Genomic DNA, 19012 nt, shown 5'->3' on the forward strand with positions numbered 1-19012 from the left:
CGTGTCTTCTTCCGAAATTCCCGACAATCCGCCCGAAGGTTTCAAGCTCGTCGATTTCGCCCGCGGCCGGCCCGAACCCACCTTCAACACCCATATCGGCAACATGTACGCCAAGCGCGGCGAGAAGGGCACGCGCGACGAGTTCGTGCTGGCGATCCGAGTCCAGCAGAACATGTGCAACCCCGCCGGCGGCCTGCACGGCGGCATGATGATGACCCTCGCCGATCTCGTCGGCACGATGGGCGGCGGCTATATCGCGGGCCTGCGCAAGTTCCTGCCGACCGTCAGCATGACCTTCGATTTCGTGGCACCGGCGAGGGTCGGCGACTGGGTCGAGGGCCGGCCGGAGCTGATCCGCCAGACGCGGACGCTGCTGTTCACCAACATCTACCTGACGGTGGGCGACCAGAAGATCCTGCGCGCCTCGTCGATCGCCAAGATCTCGTCGGGCGACGGGACCGGCTACACGAAGACGGACGCTAGCGCCCCGGCGGCCGCGACCTGAGGGACGATTTCAGGAAGTCGACGAAGGACGTGACGCGGGCCGAGATGCCGCGTCGCGCCGGCACCAGCGCCAGGATATCGGCGTCCTCGAACGACCACGGCGCCAGCACGCGCCGGAGCTCGCCGCGTTTCACGAAGGGCGCCGCGTCCCACTGCGAGCGCAGCAGGAGGCCGAGGCCGGCCAGCGCCCAGTTGCGCACGACCTCGCCGTCGTTGCTGGTGAGCGTCGGCGTCACGCGCACGGCACCGGCGCGGCCGCCGCGCTTGTGACGCCACAGCGTCACGTCCTCGTTGTTCTCGCGCAGGCAGAGGCAATCGTGCTGCAGCAGGTCGCGCGGATCCGCCGGCGTGCCGCGCCGATCGAGATAGGCCGGCGCGGCGCAGACCCAGCGATCGTTGCGCGCCAGCACATGCGCCACCCAGGTCGAATCGCGCACCGCGCCGATATGGACGACGACATCGGCATCCTCGCTGTCGGTCCACGGCCGCTCCGAGAGATCGAGCGTGACGCGGATCGACTTGTGTCGTTCGGCGAAGCGGGCGACGAGCGGCGCGACGTGGAGGCGGCCAAACCCGAAGGGTGCGACGACCCGCAGCGGGCCCGCGAGCGCACCGCCCTCCTGGCCGAGCAGGTCGGTCAAGGCGCCGATCCGGGCCAGCACCGCCTGCGCCTCGCTCACCAGATGCTCGCCCTCGCCCGTGAAGCGGACGCGGCGCGAACTGCGCACGACGAGGCTGACGCCGAGTGTCTGTTCGAGCTTCTTGAGGCGCAGCGAAAGCGCGGGCGGCGTGACGTTGAGCGACCGCGCGGCGCCGCTCAACGAGCCGGTCCGCGCCAGCGCTTCGATGAACTGCAGGTCGGCGAGCGAGATCATTCAGTTTTCCTTAACTGAACTGTTGATCCGATTTAAGCACCAACGGCCTGCCGCTTGCTACGGTTACGGACATGACGACTACCTTTCCCAAAGCCGTGCTGTTCGACCTGCTGACGGCGCTCCTCGACTCCTGGACCCTGTGGAACGACGTGGCGGGCTCGGAGGCCCATGGCCGCGCGTGGCGGGCGGCCTATCTGCGGCTGACCTATGGCTGCGGCTGCTACGTGCCCTACGAACAGCTCGTGCGCGAGGCGGCGGTGGCGACCGACCTTCCGGCCGACGCGGCGGATGCGCTGGAGGCACGGTGGCTGGAACTGCCGCCGTGGAGCGGTGCGCAGGTCGCGCTCGACGCACTGGCAGGCCGCACGAAACTCGGCGTGGTCACCAACTGCTCCATCCGGCTCGGCCGACAGGCGGCGGAACGCCTGCAGGTCCAATGGGACTGCATCGTTACCGCCGAGGAAGCGGGCTTCTACAAGCCCGACCCGCGCCCCTACCGCCAGGCCTTGGCGTCCCTGGGCGTCGCGCCCGGCGAGGCGGCCTTCGTCGCGGGCTCCGGCTACGACCTGTTCGGCACGTCGGCGGTTGGCCTCAGGACCTACTGGCACAATCGCGTCGGTCTCGCCCGCCCCGACGGCGCGCCACCCGCGGCGCTCGAGCGGCCGACGCTCGACGATCTTCTCCTCTGGCTGGAAGGACGTTTGTCATGATCTTGCGCCGACTTCTGCTTACGCTTGCGCCGCTGCTGCTGGCGGCCACCACCGCCACCGCCCAGGGCTTCCAGACCAAGCCAATCACCCTGATCGTGCCGTTCCCGGCGGGTGGCCCCAGCGACGCGCTGGCCCGTGCGCTCGCCCAGGGCATGGCGGTCGATCTCAAGCAGACCGTCGTCGTCGAGAATATCGGCGGCGCCAGCGGCACGATCGGCCTGGCGAAGCTGATGAACGCCGCGCCCGACGGCTACACGATCGGCTTCGGCACGATCGGCACGCACGTCGCCAATGCCGCACTCTTCAAGAAGCTGCCCTACGATCCGTTGACGGGCTTCGAACCGATCGGCCTCGCCGGCACGGCGCCGCTGCTGCTGGTCGCCAAGGCAGGCCTGCCTGTCGCCAATCTCAAGGAGTTCATCGCCTATGCCGAGAAGAACAAGGCGGACATGACCTATGGCAGCGCGGGTGTGGGCTCGATCTCCCACTATGCCTGCGTCGTGTTGCTGTCGGCGCTCAAGCTCAACATCACCCATGTGCCCTATCGCGGCGTGGCGCCGGCGATGAACGACCTGATGGGCGGCCATATCGATTTCATGTGCGACCAGACGACGACCGCGCTGCCGCAGATCGCGGGCGGCAAGATCAAGGCACTCGCCGTGCTGAGCGATCAGGCGCTGCCGCAGCTCCCGGGCATCGCCACGGCGGCCAGCCAGGGCTTCGACGTCAACCTCCGCTCATGGAATGCGCTGTTTGCGCCCAAGGGCACGCCGCAGCCCGTCATGGCCCGCCTGAACGAGGCGCTGCGGGCGGCGGCGGCCAATCCCGAACTGGTGAAGCAGATGACGGCCGTGGGCGTGGATCTGCCGTCGCCGGAGGCGCTGCAGCCGGCTACCGTGACGGCGCTGATCGCGCGCGGACTGGAGAAGGACGTGCCGGCCCTGAAGGCGCGCGGCGAATATCTCGACTGAGGATTGAAATCTTGAAGCTGAAAGACATCGAGACCCCGGCGGCGCTGATCGACGAGCGCCGCATGGACGGCAACATTGCGCGCATGCAGGGTCACCTCTCGTCGCTTGGCGTGCGCCTGCGACCGCACGTGAAGACCTCGAAATGCGTCGAGGTCGCGCGCGCCCAGCAGAAGGCGGGCGCCGTGGGCATCACCGTCTCGACCTTGAAGGAGGCCGAGCAGTTCTTCGCCGCGGGCTTCACCGACGTGCTCTATGCGGTCTGCATCGCGCCGGACAAGCTCGACCGCGCGCTGGCGCTCATCGCCAAGGGCTGCGCGCTGACCTTGCTAGTCGATTCGGTGGTGGCGGCCGAGTCCGTCGTGGCGAAGGGCAAGGCGGCGAACCAGAAATTCGAGATCATGATCGAAATCGATTCCGACGGCCATCGCTCGGGCGTGCAGCCCGAGGCGCCGGAGCTGATCACCATCGGCAAGATGCTGCAGACGGGCGGCGCGACGGTGAAGGGCGTGCTGACCCATGCCGGCAGTTCCTACGATCTCGACACGCCGGCGGCCTTGCAGGCGCTGGCCGAGCAGGAGCGGGCGCTGTGCGTACGCGCCGCCGAGCGCCTGCGGGCGGCGGGCATCGCTTCTCCGGAAGTCAGCATCGGCTCGACGCCGACGGCGGTCGCCGCGCAGCATCTCGAAGGCGTCACCGAGGTGCGCGCCGGCGTCTATGTCTTCTTCGATCTCGTGATGTCGAACGTCGGCGTCTGCAAGCCCGAGAACGTGGCGCTCTCCGTGCTGACCGAGGTGATCGGTCATCAGGCCGAGAAAGGCTGGGTGATCGTCGATGCCGGCTGGATGGCGATGAGCCGCGACCGCGGCACGCAGCGCCAGAAGATCGACTATGGTTATGGCGCCGTGTGCGACCTCGACGGAAACATGATCGACGGGCTGATCGTGTCGGGCGCCAACCAGGAGCACGGCATCGTCGCGCGCCGCGACGGCACGGCTGATTCCAGTTTGGTCGATCGCTTCCCGATCGGGACGAAGCTCCGCATCCTGCCCAACCACGCCTGTGCTACCGGGGCGCAATACCCGTCCTATGTCGCGGTGACGCCAGCAGGCGATGCCACGTCCTGGTCTCGTTTCCAGGGTTGGTGAGGAACTAGACCGTCGCGCCGAAATGGCTGCCCAGGGCACGGCGGCCCGAATCCGTGAGGCGCACGGTGCGGCTGCGGCGCAGCCGCTCGGTCCAGCCGCGCTTGAAGAAGGTGTCGGCGATGGCGGCGCCCAGCGCGCCCGAGATGTGCGGCCGGCGCTCGCTCCAATCGAGGCACTGGCGCGCAAAATGGCGTGAGCTGGTCTTGCGCGCTGTGCCGAGGTCTACGCCGAGCTTGTCGCAGAACAATTCGCCGGAGGGCGTAAGCTGCCAGTCGCGCGGACCCTTGGGTTCGAGGTGGCCGCGCTGGGTCAGCGAATCGGTGACGGCGATTCCGACCTGGCCGGCGAGATGGTCGTAGCAGGTGCGGCAGAAGCGGAGATCGGGATCGCGCCGCCACGCCGCGCTCTTCGAGGCGGGCGGAGCGCGCGTGCCGGCCAGGGCCATCAGCGATTCGATGGCGTGCGCCACCTCGGACGAGGCCAGCCGATAGAAACGGTTGCGGCCCTCGGCGCGGGCCGCCAGCAGGTTGGCCTCGACCATGCGTGACAGGTGGCCGCTCGCGGTCTGGGCGGTGATGCCGGCATTGTGCGCGAGGTCCGACGCGGTGTGGGCGCGGCCATCCATCAGCAGCGACAGCATAGAGGCGCGCGCCGGGTCGCCCATCAGGGCGGCGATCTCGGAAAGGGCGTTCACGGTGGTCATGGCCGGACTCTATGCCCGGTTGTTCGCGCTCGCCACGGTCAATGGTTCGGCCGTCACCGAAGTAAGTTGTCATCCTGAGCGCAGCGAAGGATCCTTCGCTGCGCTCAGGATGACACGGAACTTAGCGCCACTTCGGATTGGCGATGGCGATCTTGTCGGCGATGGTCGCCTCGAGATGGGCCATCAGCGCGGCGTCGCTTTCGTCGCGCTCGCCGGTGCGCAGTTGGCGCGCCAGCTCGTGGTTGAGTTCTTCGAGCGTCGCGTCGCGGCCGAGCAGCTTGGTCAGGCGCTCATGCTCGCGCGCGTCGGCGTCTGGGCCCAAGCGCACCTCGCGTTCGAGGATGGCGAGCGAGTTCACCGCGACCCTCATCTGGAAGCCGAGCCGCGGCTCGGTGCGGTCGAGCGCGGGCGTCGCTTCCTCGCGTAAAAAGTCGGCGATGGCGGTCAAAAGCTCGGCGGCGGTGGGACGGTCCTGGGCCACGGTCAGGCTCCCTGCTTCAAGAGTTGCAACAGGTCGACTTCGGTCTCGACGGCGCGGCGGCCGATCGAGGCATGCTCCATCGATTTGATCGAGCCCGAGAGATGCTTGAAAGCCTGGTTGAGGCAGATGACGCCCCAATGGACGGTACCGAAGACCTCCCACCAGTGCGCGCGAACCGGATCGACCTTGCCGCCGCCGGCGCGCTCGTAGGCGGCCCACAATTCCTCGCGGCTGCCGAAGCCGCCGGCCGGCTTGTCGATCGAGCCGAAGCGCCAGCTCTTCACGCAGAGCCAGCCCAGATCCTCCACCGGATCGCCGAGATGGGCCAGTTCCCAGTCGAGGATGGTCGTGACGCCGGTCTCGTCGACGAGATAGTTGCCGGTGCGGTAGTCGCCATGCACCAGCACCGGCTTTTCCAGTGCCGCGGGCTTGCGGCGGTCGAGCCAGGACAAGGCCAGCTCGAACACCGGCTGCGGCCGGCCCAGCATGTCGAGCGAGCGGCGCAGCTCCGCAATATGGTCGGCGGCCTCGCGCCGTACGAGGGTCGGCAGCGTGGCGGGATCGGTCGCATGGATGCGCGCCAGGATCTCGCCGAGCTGGCCCGCGATCTTGCCGCGCGCGGCCTCATAGGGCGCATCGCGCAGCAGCTTGCGCGCGATGGCGATGCCGCCAAGGCGGCGCATCACGTAGGCATCGCCCAGCCCGTCCTGCGGGGTGAGCTCGAACAGGGGCTCCGGCGAGCGCACGCCGGCCGCATGGGCGGCTTGCAGCACCCGGAACTCGGTGGCGCGGTCGATCGCGACGGCGCGCTCGCGGTCCGTCTTGCCCTGGGTCGGCGGGTCGCGGCGCAGGATCAGCGGCTGGCGCTCGCCGTTGACCAGCGCATCGAAACTCCAGGTCTGGCGCGAGGCGCCGCCGGACTGGCGGCTCAGCCGTTCGATGGTGGCGGGGGCGCCGAAATGGCGGCTGGCCGCCTCGGCGAGGACGCGAGCGACGGTTTCTGTTTCGGTCGACGTGTGAACGCTCATTTACCGGGACTGTGGCACAGGCCCCGCCGCATGGTAAGAGGACGCGCCAATCGGAGAGAAGATCACCAGTGTCGAATGCTTTCGCGGCCATGAACGGCCTCTTTCTGGAAGACCTGAAGCCCGGCATGTCGGCGATGTTCGGCAAGACCGTGACCGAGGCGGACATCATGGCCTTCGCCGGCGTGTCGGGGGACACCAATCCCATCCACCTGCATGACGGCTTCGCGCGAACCACGCGCTTCGGCCAGCGCATCGCGCACGGCATGCTGAGCGGCAGCTTCATCTCGGCCGTGATCGGCACCAAGCTGCCGGGGCCGGGCGCGGTCTATATCTCGCAGACCATGAACTTCATGGCGCCCGTCATCATCGGCGAAACCATCACGGCGGTGGCCACCATCACCGCCATCGACGACAAGCGCCGCCGCGTGACCATCAAGACGCAATGCCTGAACGGCGACAAGGTCGTGATCGACGGCGAGGCGGTCGTGCTGGTGCCGCGGCGCGACGCGGCCTGAGCCCGTGAATTCCGAGCAAGTGGCATGATCCCGACGTTCGACGACTGGCGTTCCGTACCGTCCGAGTGGCGGGGCGGCGTGGTGGCGCTTGGCAATTTCGACGGCGTGCATCGCGGCCACCAGGCGCTGCTGGCGCATGCGCGAGAGCAGGCCGCGCCGCACGCCGCGCCGGTCGTCGCCTTCACCTTCGAGCCGCATCCGCGCGGCTTCTTCGTGCCCGACACGGGACCGTTCCGCCTCACCCTGGCGCCTGCGAAGACGCGACTGCTCGCCGAGTATGGCGTGCAGGCGGTGCTGGCGCAGAACTTCGACGCGGCCTTCGCGAATCTTCCGGCCTCGTCGTTCATCGACGATGTTCTGCTGAAGGGCCTCGGTGCGCGCCACGTCGTGTGCGGCTACGACTTCACCTTCGGCGCGCGGCGCAGCGGCAACGTCGAGATGCTGCGGTCGCAAGGCCAGGCGCGCGGCTTCGGCGTCTCGGTGCTCGACCCGGTGACGCATGAGGGCGAAATCTATTCCTCGACCCGCATCCGCGAGGCGCTGCGGCATGGCTGGGCGAAGGAAGCCGCCGAGCTGCTGGGCCACGGTTGGGAGATCGAGGGCACGGTCGAGCTGGGCGACCAGCGCGGCCGCACCATTGGATTTCCCACGGCCAACGTGAACCTGGGCGAGCACCTGCGCCCGCGCTTCGGCGTCTATGCCGTCCGCGCGCTGGTCGACGGCATCTGGCGCAACGGCGTCGCCAACCTCGGCAAGCGCCCGACCTTCGGCAAGCTGCAGGAGAATTTCGAGGTCCACCTGTTCGACTTCGCGGGCGACCTCTACGGCAAGGTCCTGCGGGTGGCGCTGGTCGACTTCATCCGCCCGGAGATGAAGTTCGCCGGCCTCGACCAACTCAAGGCCCAGATCGCGGCCGACGGACAGGCGGCGCGGAAAATCCTCTCGTAACGGCCGATCCCGGTCGCCGGCTAACGAGGCGGCGGCGCCAGGCCCGACAGGAGGCCGGCGCCGGTTTCGGCCACCAGCGCCTTGAAGGCGGGCGTCTCCGGTCCGCTCAGCAGCCATTCGGCATAGGCCAGCCAGATCTTGGCGCCGCGCTTGCGGGCGACCGCGGCGGCTTCCTCGGCCGTCACGCGGGCGCGATCGGCGAGGCCGGCGCGCAGCTGCACCCAGGCGAGGTCGGCCAGCATGCGGGCCTCGTTCTCCATGCCGGCGTGATGCGCGCGCGCGAAATGCAGGGCCTCGCCAATGGTCGTGGTCGCTTCCGAATGCTCCCCGCAGACCGCCTGGCCGAGGCCGCGGAAGGCGCGGCCATAGACGACGAGATAGGGGTTGCCGCTCTTCTCAGCGAGACGATGCGCCTCGGTCGCATGCCGGGCCGCGATGCTGCGGTCGTTCTGGCCCCAGGCGATGTCGGTCATGGTGCCATGGCCCAGCACGCGATGCATGGCGTCCACGGTGGCCTCGTCGCCGTCGATGAGTTCCATCGCGAGCGCGCGCGCCTCGTCGAACCGTCCCATCATCGCCAGGATCTTGCTGCGCATGCCCTTGGTCCAGGTCAGGACGCGAAAGCCGAGGGTCTCCTGGTCCTGCTCCTCGACCTTGTCGGCGCCGGCCAGGGCCGTGTCGTTGTCCTCCAGCGCGCGCCGCAGGTCGCCGGCGAGCCAGTAGGCGTGACAGCGGATCGTCGTCAGTACGATGTGGAGGCCTTCGTGCTGCTGCGGATCGACCAGCGCCAGCGCCTCGTTCACCTTGGCGAGATAGTCCATGGCGGATCCCGAGCTCGCCAGCGAACGTGCATAGGCGGCCGTCACCAGGGTGATCGCCCGCATGTTGCCCAGCGCGCGCGCGATGCCCAGCGCCTCGATGTAGTAGGGCTCGACGTCGGCGGCGGTCAGGCCCTCGCGCCAGGCGAAGTTCACGATCTGGCCGCTCGCCATCAGGAGCGGATAGCGCGCCGGTCCCTCCAGGTTGAGGCCGACGAGCAGGCGCCGCACCCGCTTCCAGGCATCGAGCGCCTGCTCGGGATCGCGGGTGCCATGCCACATCGCCGACCTCATGCTGTATGACGCGGCCATCGCGGCGTTGCCGGCTTCCTCGAGGTGATAGGCAATGAAGCCAGCCTGTGCGCCGTTCGGGTCGGGCAGGCTCGTCTCGAGATCCTTGGCGATCTCCCCGTGCAGGGTGCGGCGGCGATCCGACACCAGCGATCGATAGACGACCTCCTGGACCATCGGATGCCTGAAGGCGAAGCCGCCGGCGACGGAGTTGCCGGCTTCATAGACCAGCCCGGCCGTCGAGAGGCGATGGAGCGCGGCGTCGAGCAGGCCGGAGGCGATGCCGGTCACGTGCGTCAGCACCGGCACGGCGAATTCGCGGCCGATCACGGCAGCGGTCTGCAGCACGGTGCGCTCCAGTTCGGAGCGGCTGTCGACGCGCGCGGCGACGATGGCTTGCACGTCATCGGGAATGAGCTTCATCTCCGGCGTGCGCAGCAGGCGGTAATCGCCGGGAACTCCCGCAAGATTGCCGCTCTCGGCGAACTTGCGCACGAGTTCCTCGATGAAGAACGGATTGCCTCGCGCCCGATCGGCGATCAGTGGCAGGAGCGGTTTCACCGTCTCGTCGTTCCCCAGAAGATACAGGGTCAGCTCGTCCGCCGCGCCCTGGCGGAGCGGCGTCAGCGAAATCTGCTCGTAGTGTTCGAGCTTCATCCAGGGTGCGGTATAACCGGGCCGGAAGTTGACGAGCAGCAGGATGCGTGTGCCGGTCAGCGTCTCGGCCAGCACTTCGAGAAGCGACTCGCTGCCGCTGTCGAGGTAATGAAGATCCTCGACCAGGAGAACGGCGGGCGACTCCCGGGTCCCGAGGCGCACCAGCCGGCGGAAGATCATGTTGAGGCGCTCGCGCCTTGCCACCGGATCCAGTTTCTCCTGCGCCGCGGCGCTATCGGCGAGACCGAGGAAGTCGGTCAGCAACGGCAGCTCCGCCACCATCTCCGCACCGAACTGGTCGAGGGTCGCCGCCACCTTCTCGCGGGCACGCGCGGCGGAATCCTCGAACTTGATGTCGAAGTAGCTCTTCATCATGTCGATGACCGGCTCGAACGGCGTCGCCCGGCTATGGGCCAGTGCACGTCCTTCCAGGACGCGTATGTTTGCGGCACGGCATCGCTCGACGAATTCGAAGCACAGGCGGCTCTTCCCCACGCCGGCATCGGCGACGAGACCGATGGCGCAGCCGTCGCCTTCCCTCGCACGTTCGAGCCCGCTTTCCAGCAGGGCGAGTTCGCGATCGCGGCCCACGAATTCGGACCGGTTCTGTTCGGCGCTGAAGCGCAGGCTGGTCCGGCCGCGACGCAACCGGGTGAGGAGGAAGACCTCCATCGGGGCGGACAGTCCCCGGATGGGCCGCTCGCCCATCGACTCGACGGAAATGAACCGCCGCGCGCTGCGCACCGTGGCCGGCGAGAGGGCGATCCCGCCCGACGGCGCCAGACGCTCGAGGCGGCTGGCGACGTGGACGGTGATGCCGGTCGCGTCGAAGGTCTTCGACAGGTCGGTCGTGATCGTGCGGGCCAGCACCTCGCCGGAATGAATGCCGACCCGGATCGGCAGGGCTCCGCCCGGCAGCGCCTTGACGGCGTCCTGCATCGCAAGCGCCGCGCAGCAGGCCCGCACCGCATGATCTTCCTGGGGAGTGGGCGCGCCGAACAGCGCCATCACGCCGTCGCCCTGGAACTTCACGACCGAGCCCTCGAAGCGCTGGACGGCCTCGCGCATGGCCTGGATCGCCGGCGCCAGCCGGCGGGCCGCTTCCTCGGGATCGAGCGCTTCGATCAACGTCGTCGAGTCGGACACATCGGCAAACAGGACGGTGATCTGCTTGAGTTCGGCCTCAACGGGTGGCGGCATCCTCCCCGCGGCGGCCTCGGCCAACGGCTGGCCGCATTGGCTGCAAAAGCGTGCCGCGGGAGCATTGGCGGTGGTGCAGGAGGGACAGGTGTTTGCGAGCGCCGCGCCGCATTCGACGCAGAAACGGGCGTCTGTATCGTTATCCTTATGGCAGATTGAACAGCGCATGGAATTCGATAGCCTCGATCCAGTGCTCCTAGGCAAACCTACTCCGAATAGGCTGCTGAGTCGCCTCTCCGATGCCCGGATGCGCCGCGTCGAGGGCGTGGTGCAACAATTCAGGAACGCTTTTCCCGAGATCGAATACGACATCCTGTGGTCGTCGCGCGTGTGCAACGCGCAGGCCTTCGTTGAGGAGGGTGGTCGGCGGGTCCGCCTCTATGGCGGACTTGCCCGGCACAAGAGTGTGTCGGTGGCGGCGATCGCATGGGTCGTGGCCCACGAAACCGGTCACCATCTCGGTGGCCCACCGTTTCACCCGCAATTCCCGTGGATCAGCTCCGAGGAACGCGCGGATGCATGGGCCGCTTCAGTCGGTCTGCCAAGGGTCTTCGGCCGGCGTCTTGCGAAGCGCTATACCACTTTTGGGCGAGGCGAAGCCTTGAGGGCGGTTGCATAATGCAGAAACCTTGCAAGAGCGGTATGATTTCCCTGCGGCAATAGAACGGAGAACTGCAACGGGAGATCGCCATGGGAATGTGGGTCATGAGCGGGAACATCGCCCGCTTGATTGCGAAGCTTGACTGGAAGTTCGGCGACACGGGACTGCCCAAAGTCCGTTCGGTCGCCGCTCGCAAGAACCGCTTCAATGGGACTCTACGCCTGCAACGCATTGCGCGGCTGTTCCGCGTATGGCCTGGCGGCCCTGCGGCCAGCGGCAATCAAAGTGCCCGGTTCTGGTATGGATTCCTGAGGTGGCTGCACACCCAGCCGAATGCTGCGACGGGCACGGGATCCATGGTCGCAGACGACATCATCGCGATGATTCGCATCGCCATCAATGACCAGCACTGTCGCGCGCTGAACTTCGTCGCGATCGAGGGGGCCGATGTTCGCGTGACGGGGATCTCGATCCCTGCGCCGAAAGTCGGCGACCCGCAGGCCTACATCCGGACCATTCTTCTGCAGACGGTCGAACACGGTGCGGACAACGAGCCGGAGCCGTCAGCGACCGGCCAGGATCCGTCGGGCGAGGATATTCCGGACCCGACGGCCACCCCCGTCGCTATGATGGCGGGGACGGTTGCGACGAAGAGCGCCGCCAGGAGGAAGAAACGCTAGACCGGAGGGACCGGGCTTGAAGGGGGCAGCGTGTGCCGCTGCCCCGCCTTGACCCTCCCGACCCCCATCCCTAGATTGCCGGCCCTATGTTTATCGGGGCCTCCCAGGAGCGAATTATCCGCCCGGTCCGCTGATCGCGGCCGGGCCGTCCTGTCTGTTCGCGGCCGCCTCACGGACTGCCGCCATCGCTCCTCCTAGTGCCGAGTTCCTTGTGACAACTGATTATAAAACCAGCGTTTTCCTCCCGAAGACCGACTTTCCCATGCGCGGGGGCCTGCCGAAGAAGGAGCCCGAGCTCCTGAAGCGCTGGGCCGACATGAAGCTGTGGGACCGGCTGCGGGCCGAGAGCCGGGGCCGGCCGAAGTTCGTGCTGCACGACGGCCCTCCCTACGCCAACGGCAACCTCCATATCGGCCATGCGCTGAACAAGATCCTGAAGGACCTCGTTTCGCGCACCCAGCAGATGCTGGGCAAGGACAGCCATTACGTGCCGGGCTGGGACTGCCATGGCCTGCCGATCGAATGGAAGATCGAGGAGCAGTACCGCGCCAAGAAGCAGGACAAGGACCAGGTCCCGGTCGTCGAGTTCCGGCGCGAATGCCGCGCCTTCGCCGACCACTGGATCACGGTGCAGCGCGAGGAGTTCAAGCGCCTCGGCGTCGACGGCGACTGGGACAACTACTACTCGACGATGAAGTACGAGTCCGAGGCCGTCATCGTGAAGGAGCTGGGCAAGTTCCTGCTGAACGGCGGCCTCTACAAGGGCTCGAAGGCGGTGCTGTGGTCGGTGGTCGAGAAGACCGCGCTGGCCGAGGCCGAGATCGAGTATCACGACCACACGTCCGACACGATCCATGTGCGCTTCCCGGTCGTGAAGTCGAGGGGCGGCAAGCTCGACGGCACCTCGATCGTGATCTGGACGACGACGCCCTGGACCATGCCGGGCAACCGCGCGCTCGCTTACGGCAAGGACATCCCCTACGTGGTGGTCGAGGTCGTGGCCGCTGCCGACGACAGCAAGGCGAAGGTCGGCGAGAAGCTGCTGCTCGCACGCGAGCTGGTCGACGCCGTGGCCGAGGAAGCGAAGTTCACGCCGAAGATCGTGAGCGAGATCGCGCCGGAGGATCTCGAAGGTCTGATCGCTGCCCATCCGTTCCGCGGCATGGGCTTCGAGTTCGACGTGCGCCTGCTGGCCGGCGATTTCGTGACGGCCGATGCCGGCACCGGCTTCGTGCACATGGCGCCGGGCCATGGCGCCGACGACTACGAGCTGGGCGTCGCCAACGGCGTCGAAGTGCCCGACACGGTGGCCGAGGACGGCACCTACTATCCGCACGTGCCGCTGTTCGCCGGCAAGCGCGTCTATACGCCCGAAGGCAAGAAGGGCGATGCCAACCGCACTGCCATCGCGCTGCTCGATGAAGCCGGCAAGCTGCTCGCCTCGGGCCGCATCACGCACAGCTACCCGCATTCCTGGCGCTCCAAGGCGCCGGTGATCTTCCGCAATGCGCCGCAATGGTTCATCGCCATGGACAAGCCGATCCCCGAGATTGGCGGTACCTTGCGCGAAAAGGCCTTGGCCGCCATCGACGCGACGCGCTTCGTGCCACGCGCCGGCTACAACCGCCTGCGCTCGATGATCGAGACGCGTCCCGACTGGAACGTGTCGCGCCAGCGCGCCTGGGGCGTGCCGATCGCGGTGTTCGTCGACAAGAAGACCGGCGAGCCGTTGCGCGATGCCGAGGTGATGGGCCGCATCGTCGAGGCGTTCCGCGCCGAGGGTGCCGATGCCTGGTTCGAGAGCCCGCCCGAGCGCTTCCTGGGCAACAAGTACGATGCCGCCGACTTCGAGCAGGTGACGGACATCCTCGACGTCTGGTTCGACTCGGGCTGCACGCATGCCTTCACGCTCGAAGGCAACGACCAGCTCAAGTGGCCGGCCGACCTCTATCTCGAAGGTTCCGACCAGCATCGCGGCTGGTTCCATTCCTCGCTGCTCGAGAGCTGCGGCACGCGCGGCCGTGCGCCCTATGACGGCGTGCTGACGCACGGCTTCACGCTCGACGAGCAGGGCCGCAAGATGTCGAAATCGCTGGGCAACATCACGGCGCCCCAGTCGGTCTGCGACCAGTACGGCGCCGACATCCTGCGTCTCTGGGTGGTCGGCACCGACTACACCGAGGACCAGCGCATCGGTCCGGAGATCCTGAAGCACCAGGCCGAAGCCTATCGCCGCCTGCGCAACACGCTACGCTACCTGCTGGGCAGCCTCGACGGCTATTCGGCGGACGAGGCGGTGGCCCATGTCGACATGCCCGAGCTGGATCGCTGGGTGCTGCATCGCCTGGCCGAGCTGGACGGCGCGCTGCGCCGCGCGGTCGACGATTTCGACTTCCACACGATCGCGACGGAGCTGCACAACTTTTGCGCCGTCGATCTCTCGGCCTTCTACTTCGACATCCGCAAGGACTCGATCTACTGCGATGCGGCCGGCTCGCTGCGCCGCCGTTCCGCGCGCACCGTCATGGCCGAGGTCTTCTCGTTCCTGACGGCCTGGCTGGCGCCCATCACCTGCTTCACGGCCGAAGAGGCCTGGCTCGCACGGCCGGGCGACATCCCGGACGGCAAGGCCGAGAGCGTCCACCTGCGTCTCTTTCCGACCATCCCGGCGGCTTGGCTCGATGCCGCGCTCGGCGAGAAGTGGAAGACCGTGCGGGCGCTGCGCCGCGTCGTCACCGGCGCGCTGGAGCTGGAGCGCGCCGAGAAGCGCATCGGATCGAGCCTGCAGGCCGCGCCGCACGTCCATGTCTCGCCGGAATACATGAAGGCGATGGAAGGTCTCGACCTGGTCGAGATCTGCATCACCTCCGGCGGCGATCTGGTCGAGGGCGAGGCACCGGCCGGCGCCTTCACCCTGCCCGATGTGCCCGGCGTCGCTGTGGTCCCGAACCCCGCCGAGGGCACCAAGTGTGCACGCTGCTGGCAGGTTCTGGAGGAGGTCGGCAAGTCGGCCGCCCATCCGTTGATCTGCCGGCGCTGTGAAGAGGCGGTGTCGGCATGAGGCCGATCGATCGCCAGGCGATGGCGCTGCTCGCCATCACCCTGGTGGCGGACCAGGTCTCCAAGCAGCTCCTGCTGGGCTTCCTGATGAAGGCCGGCACCATCGTGACGGTGATCGACGGGTTCTTCCGGCTGGTGATCGTGTGGAACCGTGGCGTCAGCTTCGGCCTGTTCGGTGGCGACCAGGCACTGCCGCCCTGGCTCCTCTCGGGCGTGGCGATCGCCGTCTGCATCGGCCTTTTCCTGTGGCTGCGACGAACCGACCGACCCCTGACCGGATGGGGCATCGGCCTTGTCATGGGGGGAGCCATCGGCAATGTTATCGACCGCGCCCGGTGGGGAGCGGTGTTCGATTTCGCCGATTTCCACATTGGCCAGTGGCATTGGCCGGCCTTCAATGTCGCCGATGCGGCGATCGTCATCGGCGTAGGACTCATGCTCATCGATTCGCTGCAAGGCGAAAAGAAACCGGCGCCCTGAAGCGGCCATGATCGGCGGACAAAAGATTATCAAGGACGGATGATGAAACCGACTCTCCTCCCGATTCCATTGGCTCTCCTGGCCTGCGGCACGCTCGCGCTGGGCGGCTGCAGCGCCTTCGAAAATCTCGGCGGCGCCAAGAAGGTGTCGCCCGACGAGTTCAAGATCGTCTCCCATTCACCGCTGACCATGCCGCCCAACGCCGAGCTGCGCCCGCCGCGGCCGGGCGAGCCGCGCCCGCAGGAAGTGACGCCCGCCGACCAGGCCAAGGAAGCGCTGTCGCCGGCGCTGGCCGGTCGCACCCAGGCCCGCGTCAATGCTGGCCCCGATGCGCCGCGCTCCGGCACCAGCTCCGAGCAGGCGCTGGTCGCCCGCGCCGGCAAGGGCGGCATCGATCCCAACATCCGCGGCCAGGTCAACACCGACACCAAGACCATCGCCGAGAGCGACAAGTCGTTCATCGACGGCCTGATCTTCTGGCAGGACACGCCGCCGTCGGGCGTGGTGATCGACCCGACCAAGGAACAGCAGCGCATCCGCGACGCCCAGGCGTCCGGCCAGCCGGCCACCGGACCGACGGCGACGATCACCCGTCGCAAGCGCGGCCTGCTCGAAGGCATTTTCTGAGTTCGATGCCGCTCACCGGCCGCCGCGCCCTGCTCGGCGGCCTCCTCGCGGGCGCGGCCCTCTCGCCGCCCGGCCCGGCGCTCGCGAAGCTTTTTGCCGTCGAGAAGCGCAACGCCGAGACCTTCACGCTTCCCAACGGCCTGCAGGCCATTGTGCTGCCGTCACGGCGCGCGCCGATCGTCACCCAGGTGGTGGTCTACAAGGTGGGCAGCGCCGACGAGACGTTCGGCCATACCGGTGCCGCGCATTTCCTCGAACACATGATGTTCAAGGGCACTGACAAGGTGCCCAGCGGCGAGTTCTCGCGCATCGTCTCGCGCAACGGCGGCCGCGACAACGCCTACACGACCTTCGATTCGACCGGCTACCACCAGACCGTCGCGCCTGAGCAGCTCGAGCTCGTGATGCGCATGGAAGCCGACCGCATGACCAACGTGCACATCACCGAGCGCGAGATCGTGCCCGAGCGGCAGGTCATCCTCGAGGAACGCCGCATGCGCACCGACAACGTGCCGGCGTCGCTGCTCGACGAGGCGGTGCGCGAGCAGCTCTACGGCCGCCACAAGCCCTATGCCATGCCGGTCATCGGTTATGTCGACGACATCAAGCGGCTGGGCGTCAACGACCTCCTGGGCTTCTATCGCCGCCACTACACGCCCGGCAACGCGATCCTGATCGTGGCCGGCGACACCACGACCGAGCAGGTGCGCAGGCTGGCGGAACGGTATTACGGGCCGATCGCCAACCGCAAGATCGAGCCGCGTACCCGTCCCTCGCAGGGCGGCACCGACCTGCCGCAGAAGGTGATCCGCGCCGATGCGCGCGTTGCCGAGCCGCGCTGGTCGCGGCTGTGGCTGGCGCCGTCCTATCGCGTCGGCGAGACGAAATACGCCTATGCGCTGCAGGTGCTGGCCCGCCTGTTCGGCGGCACCGAGACCAGCCGCCTGTCGCGGGCCCTGGTCGAGGAGCGCAAGGTCGCCCTGTCGGCCTGGGCGTCGTATAGCCCGGCGAGCCTCGGCCTCACCTCGTTCGACATCGGCGTTCATCCCGCGAAGTCGAGCACCCTGGCCAACGTCGAGGAGGCGGTGACGGCCGAGATGAAGAAGCTGCTCGATGGCGGCGTCACGGCCGAGGAGGTCGAGCGCGCGCAGAACCAGCTCCTGGCCGCCGCCATCTACTCGCAGGATTCGCTGGCGAGCGGCCCGCGCATCTACGGCACGGCGCTCAGCACCGGCAGCACGATCGCCGACATCGACGCCTGGCCGCAGCGCATCTCCGCCGTCACGCCGGCCGAGGTGCTGGCGGCGGCGCAGCATGTCTGGCGCGACAACGGTGCGGTCACGGCGCTGCTGACGCCGGCCGAGGGCGCCCGGTGAAGCGGCTGCGTCTCCTCGTGGCGGCCCTCGCCGGCCTGTTCGTCCTGCTGCCCGCCGTGGCGGGCGCGATCGAGATCAAGGAAATCACGACACCGCTCGGCATCAAGGCCTGGCTGGTCGAGGACAAGAGCACGCCCGTCGTGGCGCTGTCCTTCTCCTTCTCCGGCGGCACCGCCACCGATCCGGCGGGCCAGGCCGGTATCACCGACCTGATGGCAGGCCTGCTGACCGACGGCGCGGGCTCGATGAATGCGCAGGCCTTTCGCCAGCGCCAGGAGGATGCCGCCGCGTCGCTGGGCTTCAACGCCTCGCTCGACCGGCTGACCGGTTCGCTGCGCGTCCTGTCGGCCAACCGCGACGAGGGCTTCGAGCTGTTGCGGCTTGCGATGACCCAGCCGCGCTTCGATCCCGACATGGTGGCCCAGCGCCGTGCCCAGACCATCGCGGGCATCAACCAGGCGGCCCAGCGTCCGGGCTCGGTGGCGAGCCGCACCTTGATGGAGACGCTGTTCGCCGGCCATCCCTATGCCGCCGATCCCGACGGCACGCCCGAGGGGCTGGCCGCCGCCACGCCCGACCTCCTGAAGAAGCGGGCCGGGGAACTGCTGCTGCGCAACAGCCTGATCGTCTCGGCGGTGGGTGACATCAGCGAGGCCGAGCTGGCGCGCCAGATCGACCGCTCGTTCGGCGTTCTCCCGGCGGGCACGCCGCCGGCGCTGCCGCCGCAATGGGTGCCGCCGACCAGGCCGCGCACCGTCGTCGTCGAGCGGCCGGTGCCGCAGAGTTCGGCGCTGATGGCGCTGCCCGGCATCCCGCGCGACGATCCCGACTGGTATGCGGCGACGGTGATGAACCACGTGCTGGGCGGCGGCGGCCAGCAGTCGCGGCTGTTCAACGAGGTGCGCGAGAAGCGCGGCCTGGCCTACAGCGTGTCGAGCGGCTTGCGAACCTACAAGCGCGCCTCGCTGCTGGTGATGTCGACGGGCAGCGCCAACGAGAGGGTTGCCGAGGCGATCAAGGTCATTCGCGCCGAGATGGGCCGGATGCGCAACGAGGGCATCACCGAGGCCGAGCTGACCGACGCCAAGACCTACCTGACCGGTGCGCTGGCCCTGTCGCTCGATTCGTCGGGCTCGATCGCGGGCCTTCTTCACTCCATGCAGATCGACGGCCTGTCGCCCGATCACCTGACGCGGCGCGCGGCCCTGATCTCGGCGGTGAAGCTTGAGGACGTTCGCAAGGTCGCGCGGCGCCTGCTGCGCGACGAACAGCTGACCACGGTCGTGGTCGGCAAGCCGGTCGGCGTCACGCCCGAACCGTAAGCAAGAACCGCAGGAATAGT

Annotated in this window: 17 protein-coding genes and 1 pseudogene; 12 read left to right on the forward strand and 6 right to left on the reverse strand. The window is 68.0% G+C overall.

Features of this window, described 5'->3' with window-relative positions; translation table 11 throughout:
* Position 1: 1 nt before the first annotated feature.
* The gene (locus AC1ROX_RS05845; RefSeq protein WP_493123340.1) at positions 2–505 is read left to right on the forward strand and encodes a PaaI family thioesterase; all 504 of its coding nucleotides are present in this window, start codon (positions 2–4) and stop codon (positions 503–505) included.
* On the opposite strand, the gene AC1ROX_RS05850 is transcribed toward AC1ROX_RS05845, so the two are convergent.
* Positions 480–1379 carry a LysR family transcriptional regulator gene (locus AC1ROX_RS05850; RefSeq protein WP_493123342.1) on the reverse strand — a complete coding sequence of 300 codons (900 nt, stop codon included), beginning with the start codon at positions 1377–1379 and terminating at the stop codon, positions 480–482. The genes AC1ROX_RS05845 and AC1ROX_RS05850 overlap by 26 nt on opposite strands.
* A 71-nt stretch (positions 1380–1450) precedes the next feature.
* On the opposite strand from AC1ROX_RS05850, the gene AC1ROX_RS05855 reads away from it, so the two are divergent.
* Genes AC1ROX_RS05855 through AC1ROX_RS05865 form a run of 3 tightly spaced genes read left to right on the forward strand, consistent with a single transcriptional unit; the run spans position 1451 to position 4205 of the window.
* Positions 1451–2089: an HAD-IA family hydrolase gene (locus AC1ROX_RS05855; protein WP_493123344.1), complete on the forward strand. Its 639-nt coding sequence runs from the start codon at positions 1451–1453 to the stop codon at positions 2087–2089.
* Positions 2086–3060 carry a tripartite tricarboxylate transporter substrate-binding protein gene (locus tag AC1ROX_RS05860; protein ID WP_493123346.1) on the forward strand — a complete coding sequence of 325 codons (975 nt, stop codon included), beginning with the start codon at positions 2086–2088 and terminating at the stop codon, positions 3058–3060. Before AC1ROX_RS05855 ends, AC1ROX_RS05860 begins: the two co-directional genes overlap by 4 nt.
* A gap of 11 nt (positions 3061–3071) precedes the next feature.
* Positions 3072–4205, forward strand: a complete 1134-nt coding sequence (locus tag AC1ROX_RS05865) for a DSD1 family PLP-dependent enzyme (protein ID WP_493123348.1) — start codon at positions 3072–3074, stop codon at positions 4203–4205.
* A 4-nt stretch (positions 4206–4209) separates the two neighbouring features.
* Here AC1ROX_RS05865 and AC1ROX_RS05870 read toward each other — a convergent pair whose 3' ends face one another.
* From AC1ROX_RS05870 to AC1ROX_RS05880, 3 genes are all read right to left on the reverse strand, one after another.
* Positions 4210–4908, reverse strand: coding sequence for an ArsR/SmtB family transcription factor (locus AC1ROX_RS05870; protein WP_493123351.1), 699 nt, complete (start codon positions 4906–4908; stop codon positions 4210–4212).
* A 121-nt stretch (positions 4909–5029) separates the two neighbouring features.
* The gene (locus AC1ROX_RS05875) at positions 5030–5389 is read right to left on the reverse strand and encodes a DUF6285 domain-containing protein (RefSeq protein ID WP_493123353.1); all 360 of its coding nucleotides are present in this window, start codon (positions 5387–5389) and stop codon (positions 5030–5032) included.
* Positions 5390–5391: 2 nt separating this feature from the next.
* Entirely contained in the window at positions 5392–6417 is a 1026-nt protein-coding gene (locus tag AC1ROX_RS05880) for a phosphotransferase family protein (RefSeq protein WP_493123355.1), read from the reverse strand.
* Positions 6418–6485: 68 nt separating this feature from the next.
* On the opposite strand from AC1ROX_RS05880, the gene AC1ROX_RS05885 reads away from it, so the two are divergent.
* Together AC1ROX_RS05885 and AC1ROX_RS05890 are read left to right on the forward strand one after the other, a co-directional pair.
* A complete protein-coding gene (locus tag AC1ROX_RS05885; RefSeq protein ID WP_493123357.1) occupies positions 6486–6932 on the forward strand; it encodes a MaoC family dehydratase in 447 nt (148 codons plus the stop codon).
* Between the two features lie 24 nt (positions 6933–6956).
* Positions 6957–7880, forward strand: a complete 924-nt coding sequence (locus tag AC1ROX_RS05890; RefSeq protein ID WP_493123359.1) for a bifunctional riboflavin kinase/FAD synthetase — start codon at positions 6957–6959, stop codon at positions 7878–7880.
* Positions 7881–7900: 20 nt separating this feature from the next.
* On the opposite strand, the gene AC1ROX_RS05895 is transcribed toward AC1ROX_RS05890, so the two are convergent.
* Complete coding sequence (locus AC1ROX_RS05895; RefSeq protein ID WP_493123658.1) at positions 7901–10846, reverse strand: ATP-binding protein; 2946 nt, start codon at positions 10844–10846, stop codon at positions 7901–7903.
* Positions 10847–10936: 90 nt separating this feature from the next.
* Positions 10937–11158, reverse strand: a pseudogene (locus tag AC1ROX_RS05900) (zinc-ribbon domain-containing protein); the annotation flags it as partial.
* A 393-nt stretch (positions 11159–11551) separates the two neighbouring features.
* Here AC1ROX_RS05900 and AC1ROX_RS05905 point away from each other — a divergent pair.
* From AC1ROX_RS05905 to AC1ROX_RS05930, 6 genes are all read left to right on the forward strand, one after another.
* Positions 11552–12127 (forward strand): hypothetical protein, encoded by a 576-nt coding sequence (locus AC1ROX_RS05905; RefSeq protein ID WP_493123361.1) that lies wholly within the window; start codon positions 11552–11554, stop codon positions 12125–12127.
* 262 nt (positions 12128–12389) lie between these two features.
* On the forward strand, positions 12390–15188 hold the full coding sequence (gene ileS / locus AC1ROX_RS05910; RefSeq protein ID WP_493123362.1) for an isoleucine--tRNA ligase: 2799 nt from the start codon (positions 12390–12392) through the stop codon (positions 15186–15188).
* Positions 15185–15667: a signal peptidase II gene (lspA, locus tag AC1ROX_RS05915; RefSeq protein ID WP_493123364.1), complete on the forward strand. Its 483-nt coding sequence runs from the start codon at positions 15185–15187 to the stop codon at positions 15665–15667. The genes ileS and lspA overlap by 4 nt, the downstream gene beginning before the upstream one ends.
* A gap of 39 nt (positions 15668–15706) precedes the next feature.
* Entirely contained in the window at positions 15707–16294 is a 588-nt protein-coding gene (locus tag AC1ROX_RS05920; protein ID WP_493123366.1) for a DUF3035 domain-containing protein, read from the forward strand.
* A 5-nt stretch (positions 16295–16299) separates the two neighbouring features.
* A complete protein-coding gene (locus tag AC1ROX_RS05925; protein ID WP_493123368.1) occupies positions 16300–17670 on the forward strand; it encodes a M16 family metallopeptidase in 1371 nt (456 codons plus the stop codon).
* Positions 17667–18992 carry a M16 family metallopeptidase gene (locus tag AC1ROX_RS05930; protein WP_493123370.1) on the forward strand — a complete coding sequence of 442 codons (1326 nt, stop codon included), beginning with the start codon at positions 17667–17669 and terminating at the stop codon, positions 18990–18992. The genes AC1ROX_RS05925 and AC1ROX_RS05930 overlap by 4 nt, the downstream gene beginning before the upstream one ends.
* Positions 18993–19012: the final 20 nt, after the last annotated feature.

It is taken from the genome of Reyranella sp. GW821-FHT14A01 (genome assembly GCF_058803965.1).

Bases quoted from the DNA above. Each gene is read 5' to 3' on its own strand.
- lspA (WP_493123364.1), top strand. From the start codon at position 15,185: ATGAGGCCGATCGATCGCCAGGCGATGGCGCTGCTCGCCATCACCCTG.
- AC1ROX_RS05925 (WP_493123368.1), top strand. From the start codon at position 16,300: ATGCCGCTCACCGGCCGCCGCGCCCTGCTCGGCGGCCTCCTCGCGGGC.
- AC1ROX_RS05860 (WP_493123346.1), top strand. From the start codon at position 2,086: ATGATCTTGCGCCGACTTCTGCTTACGCTTGCGCCGCTGCTGCTGGCG.
- AC1ROX_RS05895 (WP_493123658.1), bottom strand. From the start codon at position 10,846: ATGCCGCCACCCGTTGAGGCCGAACTCAAGCAGATCACCGTCCTGTTT.
- AC1ROX_RS05855 (WP_493123344.1), top strand. From the start codon at position 1,451: ATGACGACTACCTTTCCCAAAGCCGTGCTGTTCGACCTGCTGACGGCG.
- AC1ROX_RS05880 (WP_493123355.1), bottom strand. From the start codon at position 6,417: ATGAGCGTTCACACGTCGACCGAAACAGAAACCGTCGCTCGCGTCCTC.
- AC1ROX_RS05850 (WP_493123342.1), bottom strand. From the start codon at position 1,379: ATGATCTCGCTCGCCGACCTGCAGTTCATCGAAGCGCTGGCGCGGACC.
- ileS (WP_493123362.1), top strand. From the start codon at position 12,390: ATGCGCGGGGGCCTGCCGAAGAAGGAGCCCGAGCTCCTGAAGCGCTGG.
- AC1ROX_RS05890 (WP_493123359.1), top strand. From the start codon at position 6,957: ATGATCCCGACGTTCGACGACTGGCGTTCCGTACCGTCCGAGTGGCGG.
- AC1ROX_RS05905 (WP_493123361.1), top strand. From the start codon at position 11,552: ATGAGCGGGAACATCGCCCGCTTGATTGCGAAGCTTGACTGGAAGTTC.
- AC1ROX_RS05920 (WP_493123366.1), top strand. From the start codon at position 15,707: ATGATGAAACCGACTCTCCTCCCGATTCCATTGGCTCTCCTGGCCTGC.
- AC1ROX_RS05870 (WP_493123351.1), bottom strand. From the start codon at position 4,908: ATGACCACCGTGAACGCCCTTTCCGAGATCGCCGCCCTGATGGGCGAC.